This is a genomic window from Candidatus Cybelea sp. (genome assembly GCA_036489315.1).
Lineage (GTDB): Bacteria > Vulcanimicrobiota > Vulcanimicrobiia > Vulcanimicrobiales > Vulcanimicrobiaceae > Cybelea.
This window is the reverse complement of record DASXFZ010000063.1, coordinates 37,973-55,294: the sequence shown is the minus strand read 5'-3', so window position 1 is coordinate 55,294 and position 17,322 is coordinate 37,973. Positions and strand designations below refer to the sequence as shown.

The 17,322-nt window shown below is 64.9% G+C and carries 18 protein-coding genes; 8 read left to right on the top strand and 10 right to left on the bottom strand.

Annotated features, from left to right (window positions below):
• The 3 genes from VGG51_14740 to VGG51_14730 all read left to right on the top strand — a co-directional run.
• A partial coding sequence (locus VGG51_14740; protein HEY1884283.1) for a hypothetical protein occupies nucleotides 1-386 on the top strand: 386 nt, incomplete at its 5' end.
• Nucleotides 383-2,068 carry an arginine--tRNA ligase gene (gene argS / locus VGG51_14735; protein HEY1884282.1) on the top strand — a complete coding sequence of 562 codons (1,686 nt, stop codon included), beginning with the start codon at nucleotides 383-385 and terminating at the stop codon, nucleotides 2,066-2,068. The genes VGG51_14740 and argS, both read left to right, overlap by 4 nt.
• Before the next feature lie 15 nt (nucleotides 2,069-2,083).
• Nucleotides 2,084-3,877, top strand: coding sequence for a hypothetical protein (locus VGG51_14730; GenBank protein HEY1884281.1), 1,794 nt, complete (start codon nucleotides 2,084-2,086; stop codon nucleotides 3,875-3,877).
• On the opposite strand, the gene VGG51_14725 is transcribed toward VGG51_14730, so the two are convergent.
• From VGG51_14725 to VGG51_14695, 7 genes are all read right to left on the bottom strand, one after another.
• A complete protein-coding gene (locus tag VGG51_14725; protein ID HEY1884280.1) occupies nucleotides 3,837-4,895 on the bottom strand; it encodes an AI-2E family transporter in 1,059 nt (352 codons plus the stop codon). The two genes, VGG51_14730 and VGG51_14725, sit on opposite strands and share 41 nt — an antisense overlap.
• Nucleotides 4,892-5,371 carry a GNAT family N-acetyltransferase gene (locus VGG51_14720; GenBank protein HEY1884279.1) on the bottom strand — a complete coding sequence of 160 codons (480 nt, stop codon included), beginning with the start codon at nucleotides 5,369-5,371 and terminating at the stop codon, nucleotides 4,892-4,894. The genes VGG51_14725 and VGG51_14720 overlap by 4 nt, the downstream gene beginning before the upstream one ends.
• Nucleotides 5,368-5,937 (bottom strand): orotate phosphoribosyltransferase, encoded by a 570-nt coding sequence (pyrE, locus tag VGG51_14715; protein ID HEY1884278.1) that lies wholly within the window; start codon nucleotides 5,935-5,937, stop codon nucleotides 5,368-5,370. The genes VGG51_14720 and pyrE overlap by 4 nt, the downstream gene beginning before the upstream one ends.
• Nucleotides 5,934-6,662 (bottom strand): orotidine-5'-phosphate decarboxylase, encoded by a 729-nt coding sequence (gene pyrF, locus VGG51_14710; GenBank protein HEY1884277.1) that lies wholly within the window; start codon nucleotides 6,660-6,662, stop codon nucleotides 5,934-5,936. The genes pyrE and pyrF overlap by 4 nt, the downstream gene beginning before the upstream one ends.
• Nucleotides 6,652-7,605, bottom strand: coding sequence for a dihydroorotate dehydrogenase (locus VGG51_14705; protein ID HEY1884276.1), 954 nt, complete (start codon nucleotides 7,603-7,605; stop codon nucleotides 6,652-6,654). The genes pyrF and VGG51_14705 overlap by 11 nt, the downstream gene beginning before the upstream one ends.
• A gap of 2 nt (nucleotides 7,606-7,607) precedes the next feature.
• On the bottom strand, nucleotides 7,608-8,432 hold the full coding sequence (locus VGG51_14700; protein ID HEY1884275.1) for a hypothetical protein: 825 nt from the start codon (nucleotides 8,430-8,432) through the stop codon (nucleotides 7,608-7,610).
• A gap of 339 nt (nucleotides 8,433-8,771) precedes the next feature.
• Nucleotides 8,772-9,365 (bottom strand): DUF6249 domain-containing protein, encoded by a 594-nt coding sequence (locus VGG51_14695; protein ID HEY1884274.1) that lies wholly within the window; start codon nucleotides 9,363-9,365, stop codon nucleotides 8,772-8,774.
• 309 nt (nucleotides 9,366-9,674) lie between these two features.
• Between VGG51_14695 and VGG51_14690 the strand changes: the two genes are divergently transcribed.
• The 5 genes from VGG51_14690 to VGG51_14670 all read left to right on the top strand — a co-directional run bounded on the left by VGG51_14690 (nucleotide 9,675) and on the right by VGG51_14670 (nucleotide 13,864).
• Nucleotides 9,675-10,241 (top strand): sigma-70 family RNA polymerase sigma factor, encoded by a 567-nt coding sequence (locus VGG51_14690; protein ID HEY1884273.1) that lies wholly within the window; start codon nucleotides 9,675-9,677, stop codon nucleotides 10,239-10,241.
• Complete coding sequence (locus VGG51_14685; protein HEY1884272.1) at nucleotides 10,238-10,627, top strand: hypothetical protein; 390 nt, start codon at nucleotides 10,238-10,240, stop codon at nucleotides 10,625-10,627. The genes VGG51_14690 and VGG51_14685 overlap by 4 nt, the downstream gene beginning before the upstream one ends.
• Nucleotides 10,628-10,636: 9 nt before the next feature.
• Nucleotides 10,637-11,329, top strand: coding sequence for a response regulator transcription factor (locus VGG51_14680; GenBank protein HEY1884271.1), 693 nt, complete (start codon nucleotides 10,637-10,639; stop codon nucleotides 11,327-11,329).
• A gap of 46 nt (nucleotides 11,330-11,375) precedes the next feature.
• Nucleotides 11,376-12,827 (top strand): HAMP domain-containing sensor histidine kinase, encoded by a 1,452-nt coding sequence (locus VGG51_14675; GenBank protein HEY1884270.1) that lies wholly within the window; start codon nucleotides 11,376-11,378, stop codon nucleotides 12,825-12,827.
• Between the two features lie 62 nt (nucleotides 12,828-12,889).
• On the top strand, nucleotides 12,890-13,864 hold the full coding sequence (locus VGG51_14670) for a hypothetical protein (protein HEY1884269.1): 975 nt from the start codon (nucleotides 12,890-12,892) through the stop codon (nucleotides 13,862-13,864).
• Here the strand turns inward: VGG51_14670 and VGG51_14665 are convergent.
• From VGG51_14665 to VGG51_14655, 3 genes are read right to left on the bottom strand one after another with little or no spacing between them, the layout of a single operon-like run.
• Nucleotides 13,861-14,658 carry an MBL fold metallo-hydrolase gene (locus tag VGG51_14665; protein ID HEY1884268.1) on the bottom strand — a complete coding sequence of 266 codons (798 nt, stop codon included), beginning with the start codon at nucleotides 14,656-14,658 and terminating at the stop codon, nucleotides 13,861-13,863. The genes VGG51_14670 and VGG51_14665 overlap by 4 nt on opposite strands.
• Nucleotides 14,659-14,673: 15 nt before the next feature.
• Entirely contained in the window at nucleotides 14,674-15,894 is a 1,221-nt protein-coding gene (locus tag VGG51_14660) for a DUF1501 domain-containing protein (protein HEY1884267.1), read from the bottom strand.
• A 21-nt stretch (nucleotides 15,895-15,915) separates the two neighbouring features.
• Nucleotides 15,916-17,313 (bottom strand): DUF1800 domain-containing protein, encoded by a 1,398-nt coding sequence (locus tag VGG51_14655; GenBank protein HEY1884266.1) that lies wholly within the window; start codon nucleotides 17,311-17,313, stop codon nucleotides 15,916-15,918.
• Between the last annotated feature and the right edge of the window lie 9 nt (nucleotides 17,314-17,322).

The window sequence follows — 17,322 nt, the reverse complement described above, 5'->3', positions numbered from 1 at the left end:
GCTGGGCCGCCGGGCGGATACCCGTTCTGGCCGTTCCCGGCGACGTCGATCGCAAGCACGTCCAAGGCTGCCTAGGGTTGATTCGCGACGGCGCCACGCTCGCACGCGGGCCGGCCGACGTGCTCGAGGCTTTGGGGCGGCTGCACCTCACCCCGGCACCGCAAACCACGCTCCGAGCGCTCGATCCGGCAAGCACGGCCGTACTGCAGGCGCTCGAGGAGGGGCCGGCCGATCTCGACACGATCGTCGCCGCTGCGCACCTGCCCGCGCACGCCGCGCTCTCGGTCCTTAGCGTGCTCGAGCTCGACGGCTCGATCGAATCGCGAGGCGGCGGCACCTACGCGCGGGTTGGAGTTCTACCAAACGGCGAAGAGCATGCGCGATGAAGTCTTCGACGGACGCCGCGGCCGCCACCATGCTCGACGATGCGCTTCGCGCGTTCGGGCACGCCGTCGACGCGGCCGTCGAGCGACGCTACCCCGGCGCCGGCGTCAAGGTGGGGTTCGAGGCCCCACGCCGTCCCGAGTTTGGCGACTTTGCGACCAACGTCGCCTTTTCGCTGGCAAAGACGGCGCGCCGCTCTCCGCAGGACGTGGCGTCGCTGCTGGTCGCCGACGTCGCCGAAGACTCGCCCGCGCTTGGCGATCTCTTTACGCAAATCGAACCGGTCGCCGGGTTCGTCAACCTGCGGCTCGCTCCGCGCGTGTGGCACGGCGAGCTGGCTCGAATGCTGCGCGAAAAAGAGCGCTTCGGCGAATTGCCGAGCAACGGCGTGCGGGTCTCTATCGAATTCGGCAGCGCCAATCCGACCGGGCCGCTGGTAGTCGTTCAAGGCCGGTCGATGTCGATCGGCGCGACGCTGGTCAACGCGATGCGGTACTGCGGTTACGAGGTTTTCGTCGAATGGATCATCAACGATGCGGGAGGGCAGCTCGACGCGCTCGGCAGATCGATCTACGCCCGGTATCGTCAACGCTACGATCCGGAGTTTGCCTTTCCCGAGGACGGCTACCCCGGTTCCTATCTGATTCCGATCGCCGAGGCTATCGCACAACGCGACGGCGACCGTTGGATTGCTGCGCCCGAGCCGGAGTGGCTCCCGTACTTTGCTTCAACCGGCCGCGACCAGCTCGTGGCCGAACACAAGGAGACGGCGCGGCGCTTCGGCGTGGAGTACGACCGTTGGCAGAGCGAGCGCGAGCTGCACGAAGCGGGCAAAGTGCGCGAAGGCATCGATCGGCTGCGCGAGCTCGGACTGACGTACGAACGCGACGGTGCGCTTTTCTTTCGGGCAACGCAGTTCGCCGACGACAAAGATCGGGTGCTGCTGCGAAGCGATGGCCGGCCCACGTACTTCTCGATGGACGTCGCCTATCATTACCAAAAACTCAAAGCGAGCGACCGCGTCGTCGACATCCTCGGACCCGATCATCACGGGTACATCGAGCGCCTGCGCGGTCTGGCCGACGCGCTGGAGTTTCCGGGTCGTCTCGAGGTACTCATCGCGCAGCAGATCACGCTCATGCGCGGCAGCGAGCAGGTAGCCATGAGCAAACGCGCGGGAGAGATCGTGACGCTCGACGAGATCGTCGACGAAGTCGGCCTCGATGCGGCGCGCTTCTTCTTCATCATGCCCGCCGCGGAATCGCCGCTGACCTTCGACCTCAAGCTGGCCGTCGAGAAAGACAACGAAAACCCGGTCTATTACGTGCAGTACGGGCACGCGCGCATCGCCTCCGTACTCCGCCGCGCGGTGCCGCAGGAGGTTGAGGCCGCTCCGGCCGCAGCGCTCGAACTTCTCGTGCACCCGGCCGAACTCTCGCTGACTGCACGCCTAGCCGAGTTTCCCCGCGTTGTGGCCGGAGTCGTCGAACGCCTCGCGCCGCATAGACTCGCGCGCTACGCTCGCGACGTCGCCTCGGACTTCCACCACTTCTACACGGAGTGCAAGATCCTCACCGAGGATCGCGACCTGCGGCTCGCCCGGCTCGCGCTCTGCTTGGCAGCGAAGAACGTCCTCGCCCGCGCGCTGTCGCTAGCCGGCGTCAGCGCGCCGGACACAATGTAAGCCCCGTCGCCGTTCGTGTCGCAAGTTCTCGCCGCGCTTTGGCTGCTTGGGCTCTACGCGGCTGCCCCGGCGCTGCGGCAAAGCACGCAGTACGATTTCCCCGACCGGCTGCGCGATGCGTTGATCTTGGGCGTGGCGATCCCGCTTGCGCTGGGCGCAGTCGGCATGCTGTACCCCGCCGCGTGTTTCGGGGCACTGCTGCTCGCTATCGCGATCGCCGACATTCGCCGGCGCGAGCCGCGCTTCGCAAAACAAACGCTGCCGCCCGATCCGCCGTACATTCTGATTGCAGCTCTGCTGCTCGTTGGGTGGCCGCAGTTGATGCGGCCGCTGCTCGACGGCGACTCGCTCTCCTATCACCTGCCCAACGCCGCTTCATGGGTGCAAGCGCATTCGATCTGGACGTCGGCGACGCGCTACTGGTGGTATCCGCCGGCATCGGAACTCTTTGCCGCTGCGCTCTACGCGGCCGGCGGTCCGTTTGCATTGCCGTACAGTGGGCTCTGTGCCTTGGCCTTGCTCGGCTTTCGCTGCGCAACGTGGGCACGTGAGTTCGGCGCGTCGCCGCTGCTCGCCGACGCGCTCGCCGCCGCGATCGTCACCGCCTACCCGCTGGCGATTCAAGGGGGCACGCTGCAGAACGACGTCTGGCTCGCAGCGTTTTGGCTCGAGACGCTTTGGGCGTTGCGCCCCGGAGGCGGCGGCGCTGCGGCCGCGCGATCGGCCGCGCTTACCGCGTTGATCAAACCGCAGGGGTGGCTCTTTACGCTGATTGCACTGCTCGCCGGACGCGCACGCTTTCGGGTTTGGCGCGCCGCGGCGGCGGCGCTGTGTGCGTGGGTGCTGCGCGATGCGCTGCTCGCAAAAGGCGCGGCGATCTCGCCCCCGGCCGCGGCTTCGTTCGCGCACCCGTACGCGTCGACGATCCTCGCGCACGGCGCGGCCGCGCTCTGGCTGCTCGTGATCGTCGCCGCACGCCTCTCTCCTTTTGCGCTTCTGGCGATCTGCGCGGCGGCTGCGGGTCCGCTGATCGCCCGCGACCGGCGAAGTCTCGGCTGGGCGGCGCTCGCGGCGGTCGTCGTATTCTCGGCGCTGCCGTTCGGCTACGAGACGGCAGTTGCCCAGCTCGCGACCGGAGCCTCGTTGCGGTTTGCCGCGCCGGCGATCGTCCTCGGAGCCTTGCTGCTAACGCCCGGCTTGCGGCGAGCCGCGATCGCTTCGACGGTTGTGCTGCTCTGCTCGACGGTCTTCGGCGCCTGGTACGTCTTGGCAATCTTCTGGAACGACGGATCGACGCACGTTGCACTGCTCGCAGCCGCCCTAGGTGCGGCCGTTGCAGCCGCGACGCGCGCGCCTTCCTTGCGCGGTCTTCGACCGCTGGCGGTCGGTCTGGCGGTGATCTTCACGATCCATTATGCGGGCCGCCATCCAATCGACTATTACGACGACGCGCTGCGCGTTGGCGATACGAGGCCCGGAGTCTATCGTTGGATCGCGTCGACGCATCCCGCCCGCATCGGCGGTGACGGGTTGCGTCTCGGCGTCGTCAACGTACTCTCGCCGTCAACCCAAACGCGCGATCTGCCCGACGACCGGCCGTGCGCGTACGCCCGGCGTGCTCGCGTGCTGCTCGTCGCGGTCGCGCAGAACGACCTCACCCCGAGCGCGAATTCACAACGGCTCGGCGCGGCCCATGCCTGCGGACACGTCGTCTACGCCGATCCGATCGGCGTCGTCGCAACGCCGCCGAAGGAGCCGCTGCGCTTTTCTAGTTCTTTTCGAGCTGCGCGGTTATCCACGGCGCCATGAAATAGCGCCAGAGGATCTTGAGCAGCGCCGCTGCGGGAATCCCGAGAATGAGCCCGGGAATTCCAAAGAGCTCGCCGCCGGCAAAGACTGCGAACATCGCGCCGATCGGCGACACGCCGACCGATTGGCCCATAATTTTTGGAACGAGCACGTTGTCGCTGACTCGCGCCATGCCGAACATCACGATCTGCACCCAAACGACCATCCCGAGACCCTGCGGCAGTGAAAGCGGCACCGCGATCAGCTCGGCGATTAGCATGCCGATGATCGGAATAGCGTAGGCAACGGCCGAGATCAGGCCGATGATCAGCGAGAACTTAAAACCGAGGATCGCGGTCAGTATCGCGATGACCGCTCCGGTGATGGCGCTGACGATCACCTGGCCCGAGATGTAGTTGCCGAATACTTCGGTCACCTCGGCCGCGAGCTTGCGCGCGGTCTCTCGTCGGCGAGGCGGAAAGAGCGCGGCAAAGCCTTCCGCGATCTGCGTGTCGTTGAGCAGGAAGAATACGGAGAGAATGATCGACGAGAACGCGATGAAGAAGGCCGTCGCAGTATTGAGCGCAATCGCACCGAGCGAAGCGACCGCATCGCTTACAAAGCTCGAGATCTGTGCGGTGCCGATCCGCCCGATGTTGAAGCCGGGCGGAAGCTTCACCGCAGGAAGATAGCGATCGAGTGCATCCTGGGCCGAGAGCAGCCAGGTTTGGATGGTTGACGCATACGCTGGGATATTTGCGACCAGGACTTGCGTTTGGGCGATCGTCAGCGGCACCACGATCACCAAAAAGACGACCACCAGAACGAGCAGACCGAGAAAGACGATGCCGACGGCAACGGGCTTGGGCATCCGGCGCTCCAAGCGCACGGAGAGCGGCTGGACCCCGAACGCGATGAAGGCCGCGATCACGAAGATCGAGATCGTTCGCGGTATGCGGGCCGCGAGCCAAATCGCGCCGGCGACGACGGCGACGGCGCCGGTGATCCAGCCGATTCGCCGCCAAAGCTCGGCGCTCACAGCGGCTTAGACAAGAGCCGGCGTTCGGTGCGATACCCGGCGCGCTCGTAGAGAACGCGGGCGGCCTCGTTCTCTTCGGTGACCATCAAGGCGACGTGCGGCAAACCGCGCTTTCTTGCCTCTTCTTCGGCGGCCGCGAGAAGCGCGGTTCCGACTCCGTTCCGGCGAACGTCAGGCTCGACGGCCATGAAGGCAACGAACCCCTGGTCGAGCAGCGTAACCTCATCGGGAAGCTGGTCGAGCAAGAGCAGAAAACCGACGCGGCGCTCCCGATCCTGGGCGATCAGCGTAACGTGCGACTGAGCGCCGACGAGATCGACGAGGCGGTCGAAGGCAGTAATCGCAGCGCTCTCCGCCGCCGGCCGCAAGCCGCCGACGCTTGACATCACACAACGGCGCCCAAGGGCTTTGATGAAATCCTGGTCCTGCAGCGCCGCAAGACCGGCGCGCGCCCCCAGACGAACCTCGATCTTCACCGGCGGCGGGATCCCGGATCGGTGATCGCTTCGCCCGAGCGGCACTGCGGGCAGTCCGCGGCGTCGTACGAGACAATCGGCAGGTGCAGCAGCGCGCTCGCGGGTGCGTCGAAGTCCATTTCGGTCCGCGCGACGATCACCCCGATGCCGACGACGGCAGCGCCCGACGAACGAACGACGCCGACCACTTCGCGAACGGAGAGCCCGGTCGTCACGACGTCTTCGACCACCAGTACGCGGTCCGAGGCGTCCAGCGCGAAGCCGCGGCGGAGTACCGGGACGCCGTTCTCTTTCTCGACGAAGATCGCTTTGGTTCCGAGTTGCCGCGCAACTTCGTAGCCGAGCAGTATGCCGCCCACCGCTGCCCCGACGACAATCGTCGGCCGCGCCTCGCGGAAGCGCGCAGCGATCTGCACGGCGACCGCTTCGAGAAGTTGCGGATCCTCGAGGATGCGAAACTTTTGTACGAATCGGTCGCTGTGACGCCCCGAACTCAGCCGAAAGTGTCCTTCCAGTAATGCCCCGCGCCGCGCCAGCTGCGCGGGAAGGTCGAGCGGCGCGCTCACGCGCTGACGCTCATTTCCTCCAAGATCGCCTTTGCCGCCGCCAGCGGATCCGCTGCCTCGACGATCGGACGGCCAACGACGATGTAGTCGGTACCGCAAGCCGCCGCCTCGGCCGGAGTCGTGACGCGCTTTTGATCGCCGTGCGCGTTGCCTGCGGGGCGTATGCCGGGGGTCAGTGTGAGGAAGTCCTCACCGAAGAAGCGTTTGAGATCGCGCACCTCGTGCGCGCTGCAGACGACGCCGGCGCACCCGGCATCGCGCGCCAACGCTGCTAGGCGAATCGCGTTCTCGCCCGGACCGCCTTGCAGGCCCAGCTCGTTCAGATCCTCGGGCGCGATGCTGGTCAGCAGCGTGACGGCAAAGACCTGCGGCGCGCTGCGGCCGAGCTCTGCCGCTCGCTCGGCGGCGACGTCAACCGCGGTGCGCATCATCTCCAGGCCCCCGAGCGCGTGAACGTTGACGATTTGCACCGTCGGACGCACGAGCTGCGCCATCGCCGCGCCCACCGTTCGCGGGATGTCGTGCAGCTTGGCGTCGACGAACGTTCGCACGTCGCGTGCCTCGCAGTATGAAAAGATGCGCTCCGGATAACCGCAGAGCGCTTCGAGACCGATCTTGAGGATCACATCGAGCTCGTAGAGTCGATCGACGAGCTGCTCCGCGTCCTGTGCGCGGGGCACGTCGAGGGCGACGATCAGCTGCGGCGCCATGATTTCAACCTTCATCCCCTTCGTACTGATAAGCGGTGCTTATTCCGACGTTCGCCCGTCCGACAATCTCGGAAATCGAGCCGAGGTTGCGCCGCGCCAAGTAGGCCTGCAGTTCGCCGGCGATGCGCTGCGGAATGCGCGGGTCGGTGAAGTTCGCCGTACCGATCGAGATTGCCGTCGCGCCGGCCAGGAAGAACTCCAGTGCGTCGCTGAGGTTTTCGATGCCGCCTTGCCCGACGATCGGGATGTTGACGGCCTGCGCGACTTCGTAGACGGCGAGCACCGCGATCGGCCTGATCGCCGGACCGGAGAGACCGCCGGTGATGTTACCCAATCGTGGGCGCCAGCTCTCGACGTCGATGGCCATACCGCGCACGGTGTTGACGACGGCGAGCGCGTCGGCGCCGGCGCGCTCGGCTTGGCGGGCGACGGCCGTGATGTCGGTCACGTTCGGGGAGAGCTTGACGATCAGCGGCTTGTCCGTCGTCGCCCGCGCGGCAGCGACGACCCGTTCCGTGAGATCCGGATCGCAGCCGAACGTCTCGCCTTCGCGCGCGACGTTGGGGCACGAAACGTTCAGCTCCACGGCCTCGATCTCGTCGCGCGCCGCCAAACGCTCGCAGACGTACGCGTAGTCGTCGATCGAGAATCCCGCCACGCTGCCGACGATCTTGCACGGCCGGTCCTTGTACTTGTGGAGTTCGCGTTCCAAATACCACTCGATGCCCGGATTCTGCAGCCCGATCGCGTTGAGCATTCCCGCCGGCGTATGCACGAGCCGCGGTGTGGGATTACCCAGACGCGGCAGCCGCGTGACGCTCTTGAGCACGATGCCGCCGATCTTCGACAGGTCGGCAAACGGTGCGAACTCTTCGCCCGAACCGTAACACCCGCTTCCCATGAGCGTCGGATACGCGAGCTCCAACTTTCCGAGCCTCGTTGCTAGGCTCGGCGTCACGTTCACCACCGTAACTCATCCGCCAAAAAAACCGGACCATCTTTGCAGACCCGAGCGTATACGACGTCGCTGCCGCCGCGTTGCGCCGGCGGAAAGTTCGGAGCTCTATCGCTGCGCGCAGTCAGCGCAACGACGCAACCCCAGCAGCCGCCGACGCCGCAGCCGAAGGTCTCTTCCAACGAGAGCTGCGCGGGAATCTCGAGTTCGTTGGCAATCTGCCCGACACAGCGCAGCATCGGCGACGGGCCGCAGGCGAAGATCGCCTCAGGCGGTGCAGCGCGGCGCAGCGCGTCGGTCACGAATCCTCGCTCGCCGCGCGTTCCGTCGTCGGTCGTCAGAATCAACTCGCAGCCCACGTCAGCGAAGCGTTGCGCTTCGACGAGCAGTTCGGCCGTGCGAGCGCCGTAAAAGAGCCGTACGCGCGCTCCTCGCGCGAGCAATGCCTTCGCGCACAACCAGACCGATGCAATCCCGACACCGCCGGCTACGATCGCAACATCGCGTTGGTTCCCCGCGCAATCGAAGCCGTTACCCAATGCGCCGACGACGTCGAGGCGCGCACCGGGCGCTAAGCCGGCGAGCTCGCTCGTGCGCTTGCCTGTTACAAAAAAGAGTATGCTCGCGTGCTTGCCTGATATGTCGTAGACGGCGAGCGCGGTCGCCGCCGATTCACCGCTCGGCGGAATCGCCATGACGAATTGCCCGGGTCGAACGGCCGATGCGAGCTGGGGCGCATGGAGCGTGAGCAGCGTCACGCCCTGCGCGAGCTCGCATCGCTCGATCACTTTTGTCGCGTGAACGCGGGGATGCAGGTCAAGCAATGCCATACCCATCGTATTTTCTGCGAATTCTTAGAAAAATCTCCGAGAACGGGTGAACGCTCTTGCGACAAAAGCCGTTATACTGTATAGAGAGCGTAGCAAGTAGAAAGGAGGGTCCGCAGATGGCAGGTCTTATCGTCTTCAAATCGTTAGCCGACGCACTCAGAGCGGGCTATCAGGTGTACGATCGGACTGCAGATGGATATCTGGTCAGGACTCGTACGGCGGCCGGATGGGCTATGGCCTTGGTCTCCTGCAAGTAGCATCGTCTTCATCTTCAACACGAAAAATGCCGCCGGCAACCAACCGGCGGCATTTTCAATTCTTTGTCGGCTGCGCGGAGGCTCAGCTGCGATAGTCCGGAGGTGAAGCGGGCTTCTCGATCCCGGGGATCGGTCCGGGCCGCCAGCCGCCGTAAGCCGGTCCCGGGGGCACCGCCCCCTCGGTCGCGTTCTCGGGCGGTGGGCCCGACGAAGGGGTAAAGGTCGCGTGGTACTGCGGGCGTCCCGAAGGAACCGAGATGGTGGCTCCGCTGAGGACGGCGCTTACGATCTGCGCCACCCCCACGAAGAGCGGGATCAGGCCGCCGAGGAGCCAGGGCCCGGGCACGACGATTCCGTGGTGATACCCGATGAATCCGAGGCCGATCAGCAGGGCGAAGCCAATGAAAGCTACCTGGATTCCTTTGCGCATCTGCTGCTGGGCGGCGAGCTTGCTCTGGTATTCGTACTGGTCCAACGAAGGCCCGGACGCCGTGGGGGGGACCCATCCTCGCTTCATCGCCCGGCGCATTTCGCGTGAGTCCGGAGGCGGCATGAAGCCTCGGCGCATCATCTCCATTCGCTCCTGGTGGGCCAGGACGCGAGAGACGAGCCAAACCGCACACGGGAAGCCGAAGACGACCACGATAGCGATTGCCGGGACAAAGTTGTCATCCATCGCTAGAGCCCCCCATTCAGCCTGGGACCCCAGCCGTCGAAGGTGGGCCGCAGCGACTGAGCGGAGTTCCGCTCGGCGGTCTCTAGGGCTGACCCCCGGCGCTCGGCCGAGGCGCCGCCGGGAAGGGTCTTGTTCAAGATGGTGATCATTATCGGGTCGAACCTCCGTGACTGATGCTGTCCTAGTTACGTCCCAGCGCGCTCCATGTTTCGCACGGCCCCTAGCCTTAAAAGCGGCTTCATCTCGAAACAATCGCTCCGGCATAGGCGTACCAGTGGCGTGTCGGCACTTTTGGCTGAACCCCCGGCGGTGCGGCCGATCCGAATGAAGGCGATCCCCGAAGACGGCGAGCTCGTCGAACTGACGCTGCGGGGAAATCCCGAGGCGTTCGCGAGTCTCGTCGAACGGTACGACCGCGCGGTTTACCATCTTTCGTATCGCATGCTGCACCACGTCGAGGATGCGCGCGACGTCACGCAAGAGGCATTTTTCAAGGCTTTTCGCAGCCTGCGAACCTTCAAGCCCGGCGCGAAGTTTTCGACGTGGGTCTTTGCGATCGCGTACCACGCGTGCTGCGACCGCCTGAGCCGGCGAAAGCACGATTCGAGCGACGAACTGCCCGACCGCGCCGACCCCGCACAGGGTCCCGAGCAGCAGGCGATCGCCGCCGACGACGCGTCTCGGCTACGCGCTGCGATAGACGAGCTGCCGGAGAAGTATCGCACGGTCATCACCCTTTTCCATCTGCAGGGCCAGCAGTACGAAGAGATCGCCAATGTATTAGGACTGCCGATGGGTACGGTAAAAACGCACCTGTTCCGGGCCAAGGAACAGCTGCGCAGGCTTTTGGAAGGTACGGAGGTAACGGAATCATGAGTATGGACGAACGCTCGCTCGATGCGCTGGATCGGGCCCTTTTTGCGCTACCGCTGGAGGAGCCGCCGGCCGGCCTGCGCTCGTCGATCCTCCTTGCCACCGCGTACCGTCCCGTATCGCCGTTCTCGTTTTGGGAGATCGCCGTCGCAGGCGCGTTGGGTGCCGTCGCGGTTTGGCTGGTTGCATTGCTTGTCATGGGCGGCGGTTCGCTCTTCACGCACACAGTCAATGCCATCGTCGCGACCCTGGGCGGAGCGCTCTCGAACGCCGCAACGTGGGAATGGCTGGTCGCCGGCAGCGCGACCGCCGTATGGCTCTCACTTTTCACCTTTTCCCAACCCGTTGTCGCACGCTCTCACAGGTCCGCGCGAGAGAACGTCCGATAATGTATCTCCATGGAGAATCGCGTAGCGCCGGAACGGCGTCCGTATAGAATCCTCGTCGTCGAGGACGACGCGGCGATCAGCCGCGTCCTGCAGCTCGAGTTAGAGCACGAACGGTACGAGGTCGACGTCGCTCGCGACGGCCTCGCCGGCCTGGAGAAAGCCCTCAAAGAACCGGACTTAGTCATCCTCGACCTCATGCTTCCACGAATGGACGGCATCGAGGTCTGCAAGCGCATACGCGCCAAGAGCCGCGTCCCGATCATCATGCTGACCGCTCGCGACCGCGTTCCCGACCGCATCGCGGGGCTCGACGTCGGCGCGGACGATTACGTCACCAAGCCGTTTTCCACCGAAGAGCTGCTGGCGCGCGTACGCGCTCGGCTGCGCGAGCGGACGCCCCAAGGCAACGTCATCGAATACCGCGACGTCGTCATGGATCGCGACCGCCACGAAGTGCACCGCGACGGAAAACCGATCTCGCTGACCGCCAAGGAGTACGCGCTGCTCGAGTACCTCCTGCTTCACCGCAATAAGGTACATACGCGCGACGAGCTCTTCAACGGCGTCTGGGGGAGCGACTTTCTTGGCGACTCGAACCTCATCGACGTCTACATCCGCTACCTGCGCGGCAAGATCGACGACGGATTTGACGATAAACTGATCACGACGGTGCGGGGTGTGGGATATACCATTAAGGATTAGCGGCGCTTTGCTTTCCAGCCGCGGAGCCGGCTAAAAGAAACCAGCGATGTCGCTAAAGTGGCGGATTGCGCTGGGTTATTCGGTGCTGCTCATCGTTGCACTTAGCGTGATGAGCGCCATTACGATTCTGCGCTTTCAGCAGATCCTCTACGATCAGGCGGAGGCGACGGTGAACGCGACGATGCGCGCGATCGTCGCTTTCGCGCAGCAGTCGACGACGCCGTTTTCGATCGAGGATCCCTCCCACGGGACGCTGCAGTTCCTCTTCAACAGCAACAATCTCGCGACGTGGAACTCGGAGAACAGCTTCGTTCAGGTCGATTCCCTCAACGGGTATCCTCTGGCGAAAACGGGTAACCTCGGCGCGCTGACGATCCCCGCGAATCGCGCGCTCACCGCCGCGCACGACCGGGCGTTCCGCGAGATCACGCTCGGAAACCGCCCGTTCCTCGTCGAGGATCGCTACCTGCGCGAAGGGGCCGGCGCCGCGATCGTCCACGTTGGCGAGCCGCTCGATACGCTGGAACGCACCTTCAAAAGCACCCGCGAGGCGATCGCTATCGTCCTGGGGGCGACCGCGATTGCGGTCGTCATACTTTCGATCGTGCTCGCATCGCAGGCGACGACGCCGATCAACCAGTTGTCGCGGGAGATGCGCGAGATCAGCTCCGATCGCCTTGCCCTCGCGGCGGGTTCCGGCGCGTTCGAAGACAGCGGCCAGCTCTATCTACGGCGGCGTGACGAGATCGGAAGGCTTGCGCAAAGTTTCAACGACCTGCTTTCGCGTCTGGGCGAAGCCTTTGCCCGCGAGCGCCAGTTTATTGCCGATGCGTCGCACGAGCTGAAGACGCCGCTGACCTCGATCAACGCGAATGCCCAGATGCTCTTGCGCTGGGCCGATCGAGATCAAACGATCCGGCGCGAAAGCCTCGAGACGATCGTGCGCGAAAGCGCGGACCTCGCCGGCATGGTCAACGGCATGCTCACGCTGGCGAAGGCCGATCGCGGGGACGAGATTCCCAAAGAGCCGCTCTCGCTCGCGCAGATTGCCAGCGAAGTCACGCAGAACGCCGCGCAGCGAGCCGCCGAAAAAGAGATCAGCCTGCACTTCACGCACAGCGCCGCGCCCACCGTCTACGGCGATCCGAACCTCCTGCGCCAGATGATCGGCAACCTGGTCGATAACGCGTTGAAGTTCAGCGAACGCGGCCAGGTCGACGTTCGAGTCGGCAGCAACGGGGCTTCGGCCTGGGTCGAGGTTGCCGATACCGGACCCGGCATTCCGGAGGAAGACCTGGCGAACGTCTTTGCGCGTTTTTACCGCGCCGACAAGGCGCGTTCCCGAGCGGTCCCGGGTACCGGGCTTGGTCTGGCGATCGTCCGGTCGATCGCGCGGGTCCACGGCGGAGAGGCGACCGCGGGCAAAGCACCCGGTGGAGGAGCCCTTTTTCGCGTGGTTTTACCTCGCATTGGGCTCGCGTTCACCGGGCTTTCATGATGGACCGCAGCCGCTGCCGATACAATAGCACCGTGCGCGGAAGTTGGCAGCGAGGAGCGATCTTGACGCTTCTTGCGATGCTGTGTTGTCTGGGATTCGCCGCCCCGGTGCGGGCCGACGAAGAGTTTGACGTTGGGCCTTCCCCGGTGCTAAACGTCCACGTCAACCGAGGCAAGCTGACGATCCAGACGTGGGACCGCCAGTCGGTCCTGATCGCCGCCGACAGCTCGGTGGACGTACGTCATCTGGCCGCCTCTGAAGTCGACCCCGGCATCCCCAAACAGATGCAGATATCCTGGCAGCGAATTTCGACCGAGCACGGGCCGGTGACGCTCGACCCCGAGACCTTCGTCCTTCCAGAGCTTCCCGGAAGCCAGCACGATGCCGTCGTCGTCCACGGGAACGGTAGAGTCACCATAACGATACCCCGCAGCACCGTCATGGTAATCGCTCACATGCACACGGGGCATCTGACGATGGAGAACTACCACGGCGTCTTCGTCGCGCAGGTACGCTCGGCCGGCGTCTCGCTCGACCGCGTCGACGGTACCGGGTTCGTCGAATCGCTTCGCGGCCGGATCGACGCCTTCGGCTCGACGTTCGACCGGCTTCGCGTACGCTCGGCGGTTGGAGATATGCTCTTTACCGGCTGCACATCGCATCAGATTCAAGCCAGCAGCACCTACGGATCGATCGTCTACGACAACGGGCACTTCGAGCCGGGGCTCGCGCGCTTCGAGTCGGAGCACGGCAACGTTGCGCTCGGCGTGCAAGGCGGCGCGCAGATCGGCGCCTTCAGCGGCTCCGGCCATGTCGTTTCCAACTTCAACGACCAGGCCGACGTTCGCGGCGACCCCACGACCAAACAGGCGACGGTTCACGGCGGCGGCCCCGTCGTTACGGCAGCCTCCAAAAACGGTTCGGTCTATTTATACAGCGGTTCGATGGACGATCAGCCTCGCGTCAAGGCGGAGCTGAGCGGCAGCGTCCGCTTGCCGGTGCGGCCGCAGCAGCCGCCGCCGAGGCCGCCGCTCTAACCGGCGGCGGCGGCAACCGCCGTATCGAGATCCAGTTCCAGCCCGTCGTAGGCGGCGATTACTCGCAGGCCGAGTTCGTCTTCGAACTGCGATGCAAGCTTTGGCGGATTGGCCTCGAGCATTTTGGTTCCAAAGTGTCCGAGGACGGCAACCCGCGGCCGGATCTCGGCGACGAGTCGGCGTGCGTCGTCCCACGTCAGGTGATCGACGTTCAGCTGATCGACGAAACGCAGGACGTTGACGACGAGAACGTCGGGCCGGCGCGCCGCGTAGTCTGCCGCGAGGCTTTCGAAATAGCGCCCGCAGGGAAGATAGGCAACGCGCAGACCGCGATGAACGAAGTGCATTCCGAACGTATCGACCGCGTGCATGTGACGCAGTGAGGTAAAGACGTCGACCTCGCCGATGCGATACGGGCCGCTGCTCGGCTCCAGCCGCTCGATTCGCTCGACGTAACGCGCGGCATACGGCAGAACCACCGGCTCGCTGTCGATCGCGTCGGCCGGTGCGAGAAGCGCCCCACGCCGTCGAAATCCGCCCGAGGTCATCGCTTCGATGAGGGCGTTGACGTCACCGGAGTGGTCGAGGTGTTTGTGCGAGAGCGCGATGGCGTCGAGCTCTCGCGGATTGCACGGCGGCACGTGCGAAAGCGCGCGAACCAGCGCGCCGGGCCCGGGGTCGACGTGGATCTGTGTGGGGCCGAAACGCATCCACATTCCGCCTGAGGCGCGCAGCTGTCGGGCTACGACGAAGCGCGCACCACCGGTGCCCAGAAAAAGAATAGACGAAGCCAAGACCGGCGCTATTCGCTATGCGAGGACGGGAAGCTGCTGGAACGTCCCATTGAGCACGGGTGCCGCCGGGCGCCCCAGCCAGCGCTCGAGGACGGTGGCATAGACGCTGCGGAAATCGACCGAGTAACGCAGGTTGCCCATATTCGTGGCGCTCAAGTCGGGCAATGTTCCGTACAAGCCGCCGCGCACGCCGCCGCCGACGAGAAAGAGCGGCGAGGCTTCCCCGTGATCGGTACCGCGGCTGCCGTTTTCTTCGATCCGGCGGCCAAACTCGCTAAAGGTAAGGGTGAGCACGCGGCGGTCGTTGCCGTGTGCTGCCAAATCCTCGTAGAACGCCCCGATCGCGTTGGAAAACTGCAGGAGCAGCTGATTCTGCGTCATCTTCTGGCTGACGTGCGTATCGAACGAGCCGTGTTCGACGTAGATCGCTTTCGTGCCGAGATTGCTGCCGACGATCTGCGCGGCCAAAGCCAAGCTGCGGCCGAGCCCCGTGCTCGGATAGGCGGCGCGGCTTTTGTAACCGGCGATCAGCTTCGGCAATTCTTCCGAGCTGCTCTGGGCATCGGCTTCGATTTCCATAACGTGCGCCAGATACGGCGACGCGAACGGGAGGCGCCGATCGCGCGCCTGGCGCGAGAACGCATCGCGCGCCACGGCATTGCTGTCGGCGATCATCGAGTATTGATTGAGCGCGGGAACCGCGGGGATATCCGTGCGGTCGGAGACGAGTACTTCGGGCAGCACCTTCGAGACGGCAACGCCCTTGAACAGATTCTCCTGTCGGAGCCCCGCCTCGTCGAAGTAGCGGCCGAGCCAACCGGTGTGCTGGTAGCTTCCCGGCGAAGCCGTCTGCCAGATCTCGGTAGAGCGGAAGTGCGAGTGATCGGGATTCGGATAGCCAACCCCCTGCACGATCGCGACCATGCCTTTATCGTAGAGCGCCTTTAACGAACGCATCCCGGGGTTGAGCCCGACGCGCTTGTCGATCGCGAGCACACTGCTGCGGTCGATCGCCAATCCCGGGCGCATTTGGTAGTAGCGGTCGTCGCCGTAGGGCACCACGCAGTTGAGACCGTCGTTGCCGCCGTAAAGATTGATCAGCACCAGACAGCGCCCTTCGGAGCCAGGTAATCCGGGAAGCGGCGCCTGCGCCAGCGCACGGGAAAAGACGTGTTCGGGATTCGCGACGACCGCGAGGCCCGAAACGGCGGCAAGCAGAAAGTTACGGCGTCTCATTTCCAACCTGTCGTTCCATGGTCAATTCAACTGGAATCCCGGCGTCGCCATCGCGAGATAGGCGGCACCGCTCACGCGCTGGTCGTAGTTTTCAACCGAGAGCGAGGCGAGCGCCGCGCTTCCCTTTCCGCCCAAGTAGCTCTCGAGTTCGACGAAGGACGCGGGCGCGAGGTCGCTCTGCAGCAGGTTCTGCGCGAGCTGCTGCGCGGCCGATGCGGGCGCGACTGGCAACCCGCGAAGCCACGACGACGAGCCGAGCGTCTGCGAGCCCAGCAGCCGGGTCAGGAAGTTCTGGCGCGCGATCATCGTGCCGCTGGTCAGCCAGTTCTGACCGCCCGGCCAACCGGCGACCGTCGGCGGAAAGAAGAGGCGCTGGCCCATTTGTTGCAGCGCCGGGAGCGCACTGTAGTCGAGCTCGCTCAGTCCGAGCGTCTTGTACGCGCCGATCACAAACTCGACCGGGCTCTTCACCAGCGCGCGATAGGCTCGCGGACTGTAGAAAACGTCGCTGCGCAGGATCGTGCCGACGACCGGCGCCAGCTCGAAGTCGTGCTCGCGCAGCAGCGCCGCAACCGCATCGATCAGCTCGGGCTCCGGATCGTTGTAGACGAACCAGTTCAGGAGGCTCGCGGCAAAGAACTTCGCACACTGCGGCTGGGAGAAGATGATGTTGACGATATCGTCGCCGGTGAAGTCTCCGGTTTGTCCGAGAAACCGTTTGCGGCCGCCGTCGTGCAGCACCGGATTGAAGCTGACGAGGTCGGCGCGCCGGTTGACCTGCCATCCCGTCCAGGCTCGCGCGGATTCGCGGACGTCTTCCTCGGTGTAGTTGTCGACGCCCAGCGTGAAGAGCTCCATCAGTTCGCGCGCGTAGTTTTCGTTGGGATGCGCGACGACGTTGGCTGCCCCGTTGAGGTAAATCAGCATTGCCGCGTCTTTTGAGACCCGGCGCGTGAGCTCGCGGAGATTGCCAAGCGCGTACTGACGAAACAGCGCGTTTTGGTTGTACGTGATTAACGGAAAGCGCGGCGTCGCCCGCGAGGTGAAGTGACCGTGAAAGTAAAGCGTCATCTTCTCCTGCAGCGGAGATGGCGTCGTCAGCATCCGATTCAGCCACCACGACTGCAGCGTGAAGACGGCCGCGCGTCTTAGCGGGCGTTCCCCGTCGAGGAGTTCCGGCGGAGGCGCGACCGCGCTCGCCGGCGTCAGCACCAATAGCGACGCTACCGCTTGTGTTGCGGTCAGCTGCGCTACGCGCCCGACATCCCTGGGCGTGCCGCCAAATCCGGCCCGGCGAAGCAAATGCGCCGCCGCGCGGCCCCCAAGCCGCCCGCCGTGAGGCGAGAGCGCGTTGGAGGGATCGAGCCGGCCGGCCGGCCGCACGATACCGCCGACGTCCATCTTGGTCTGCGCCGCCATCACCGGGAT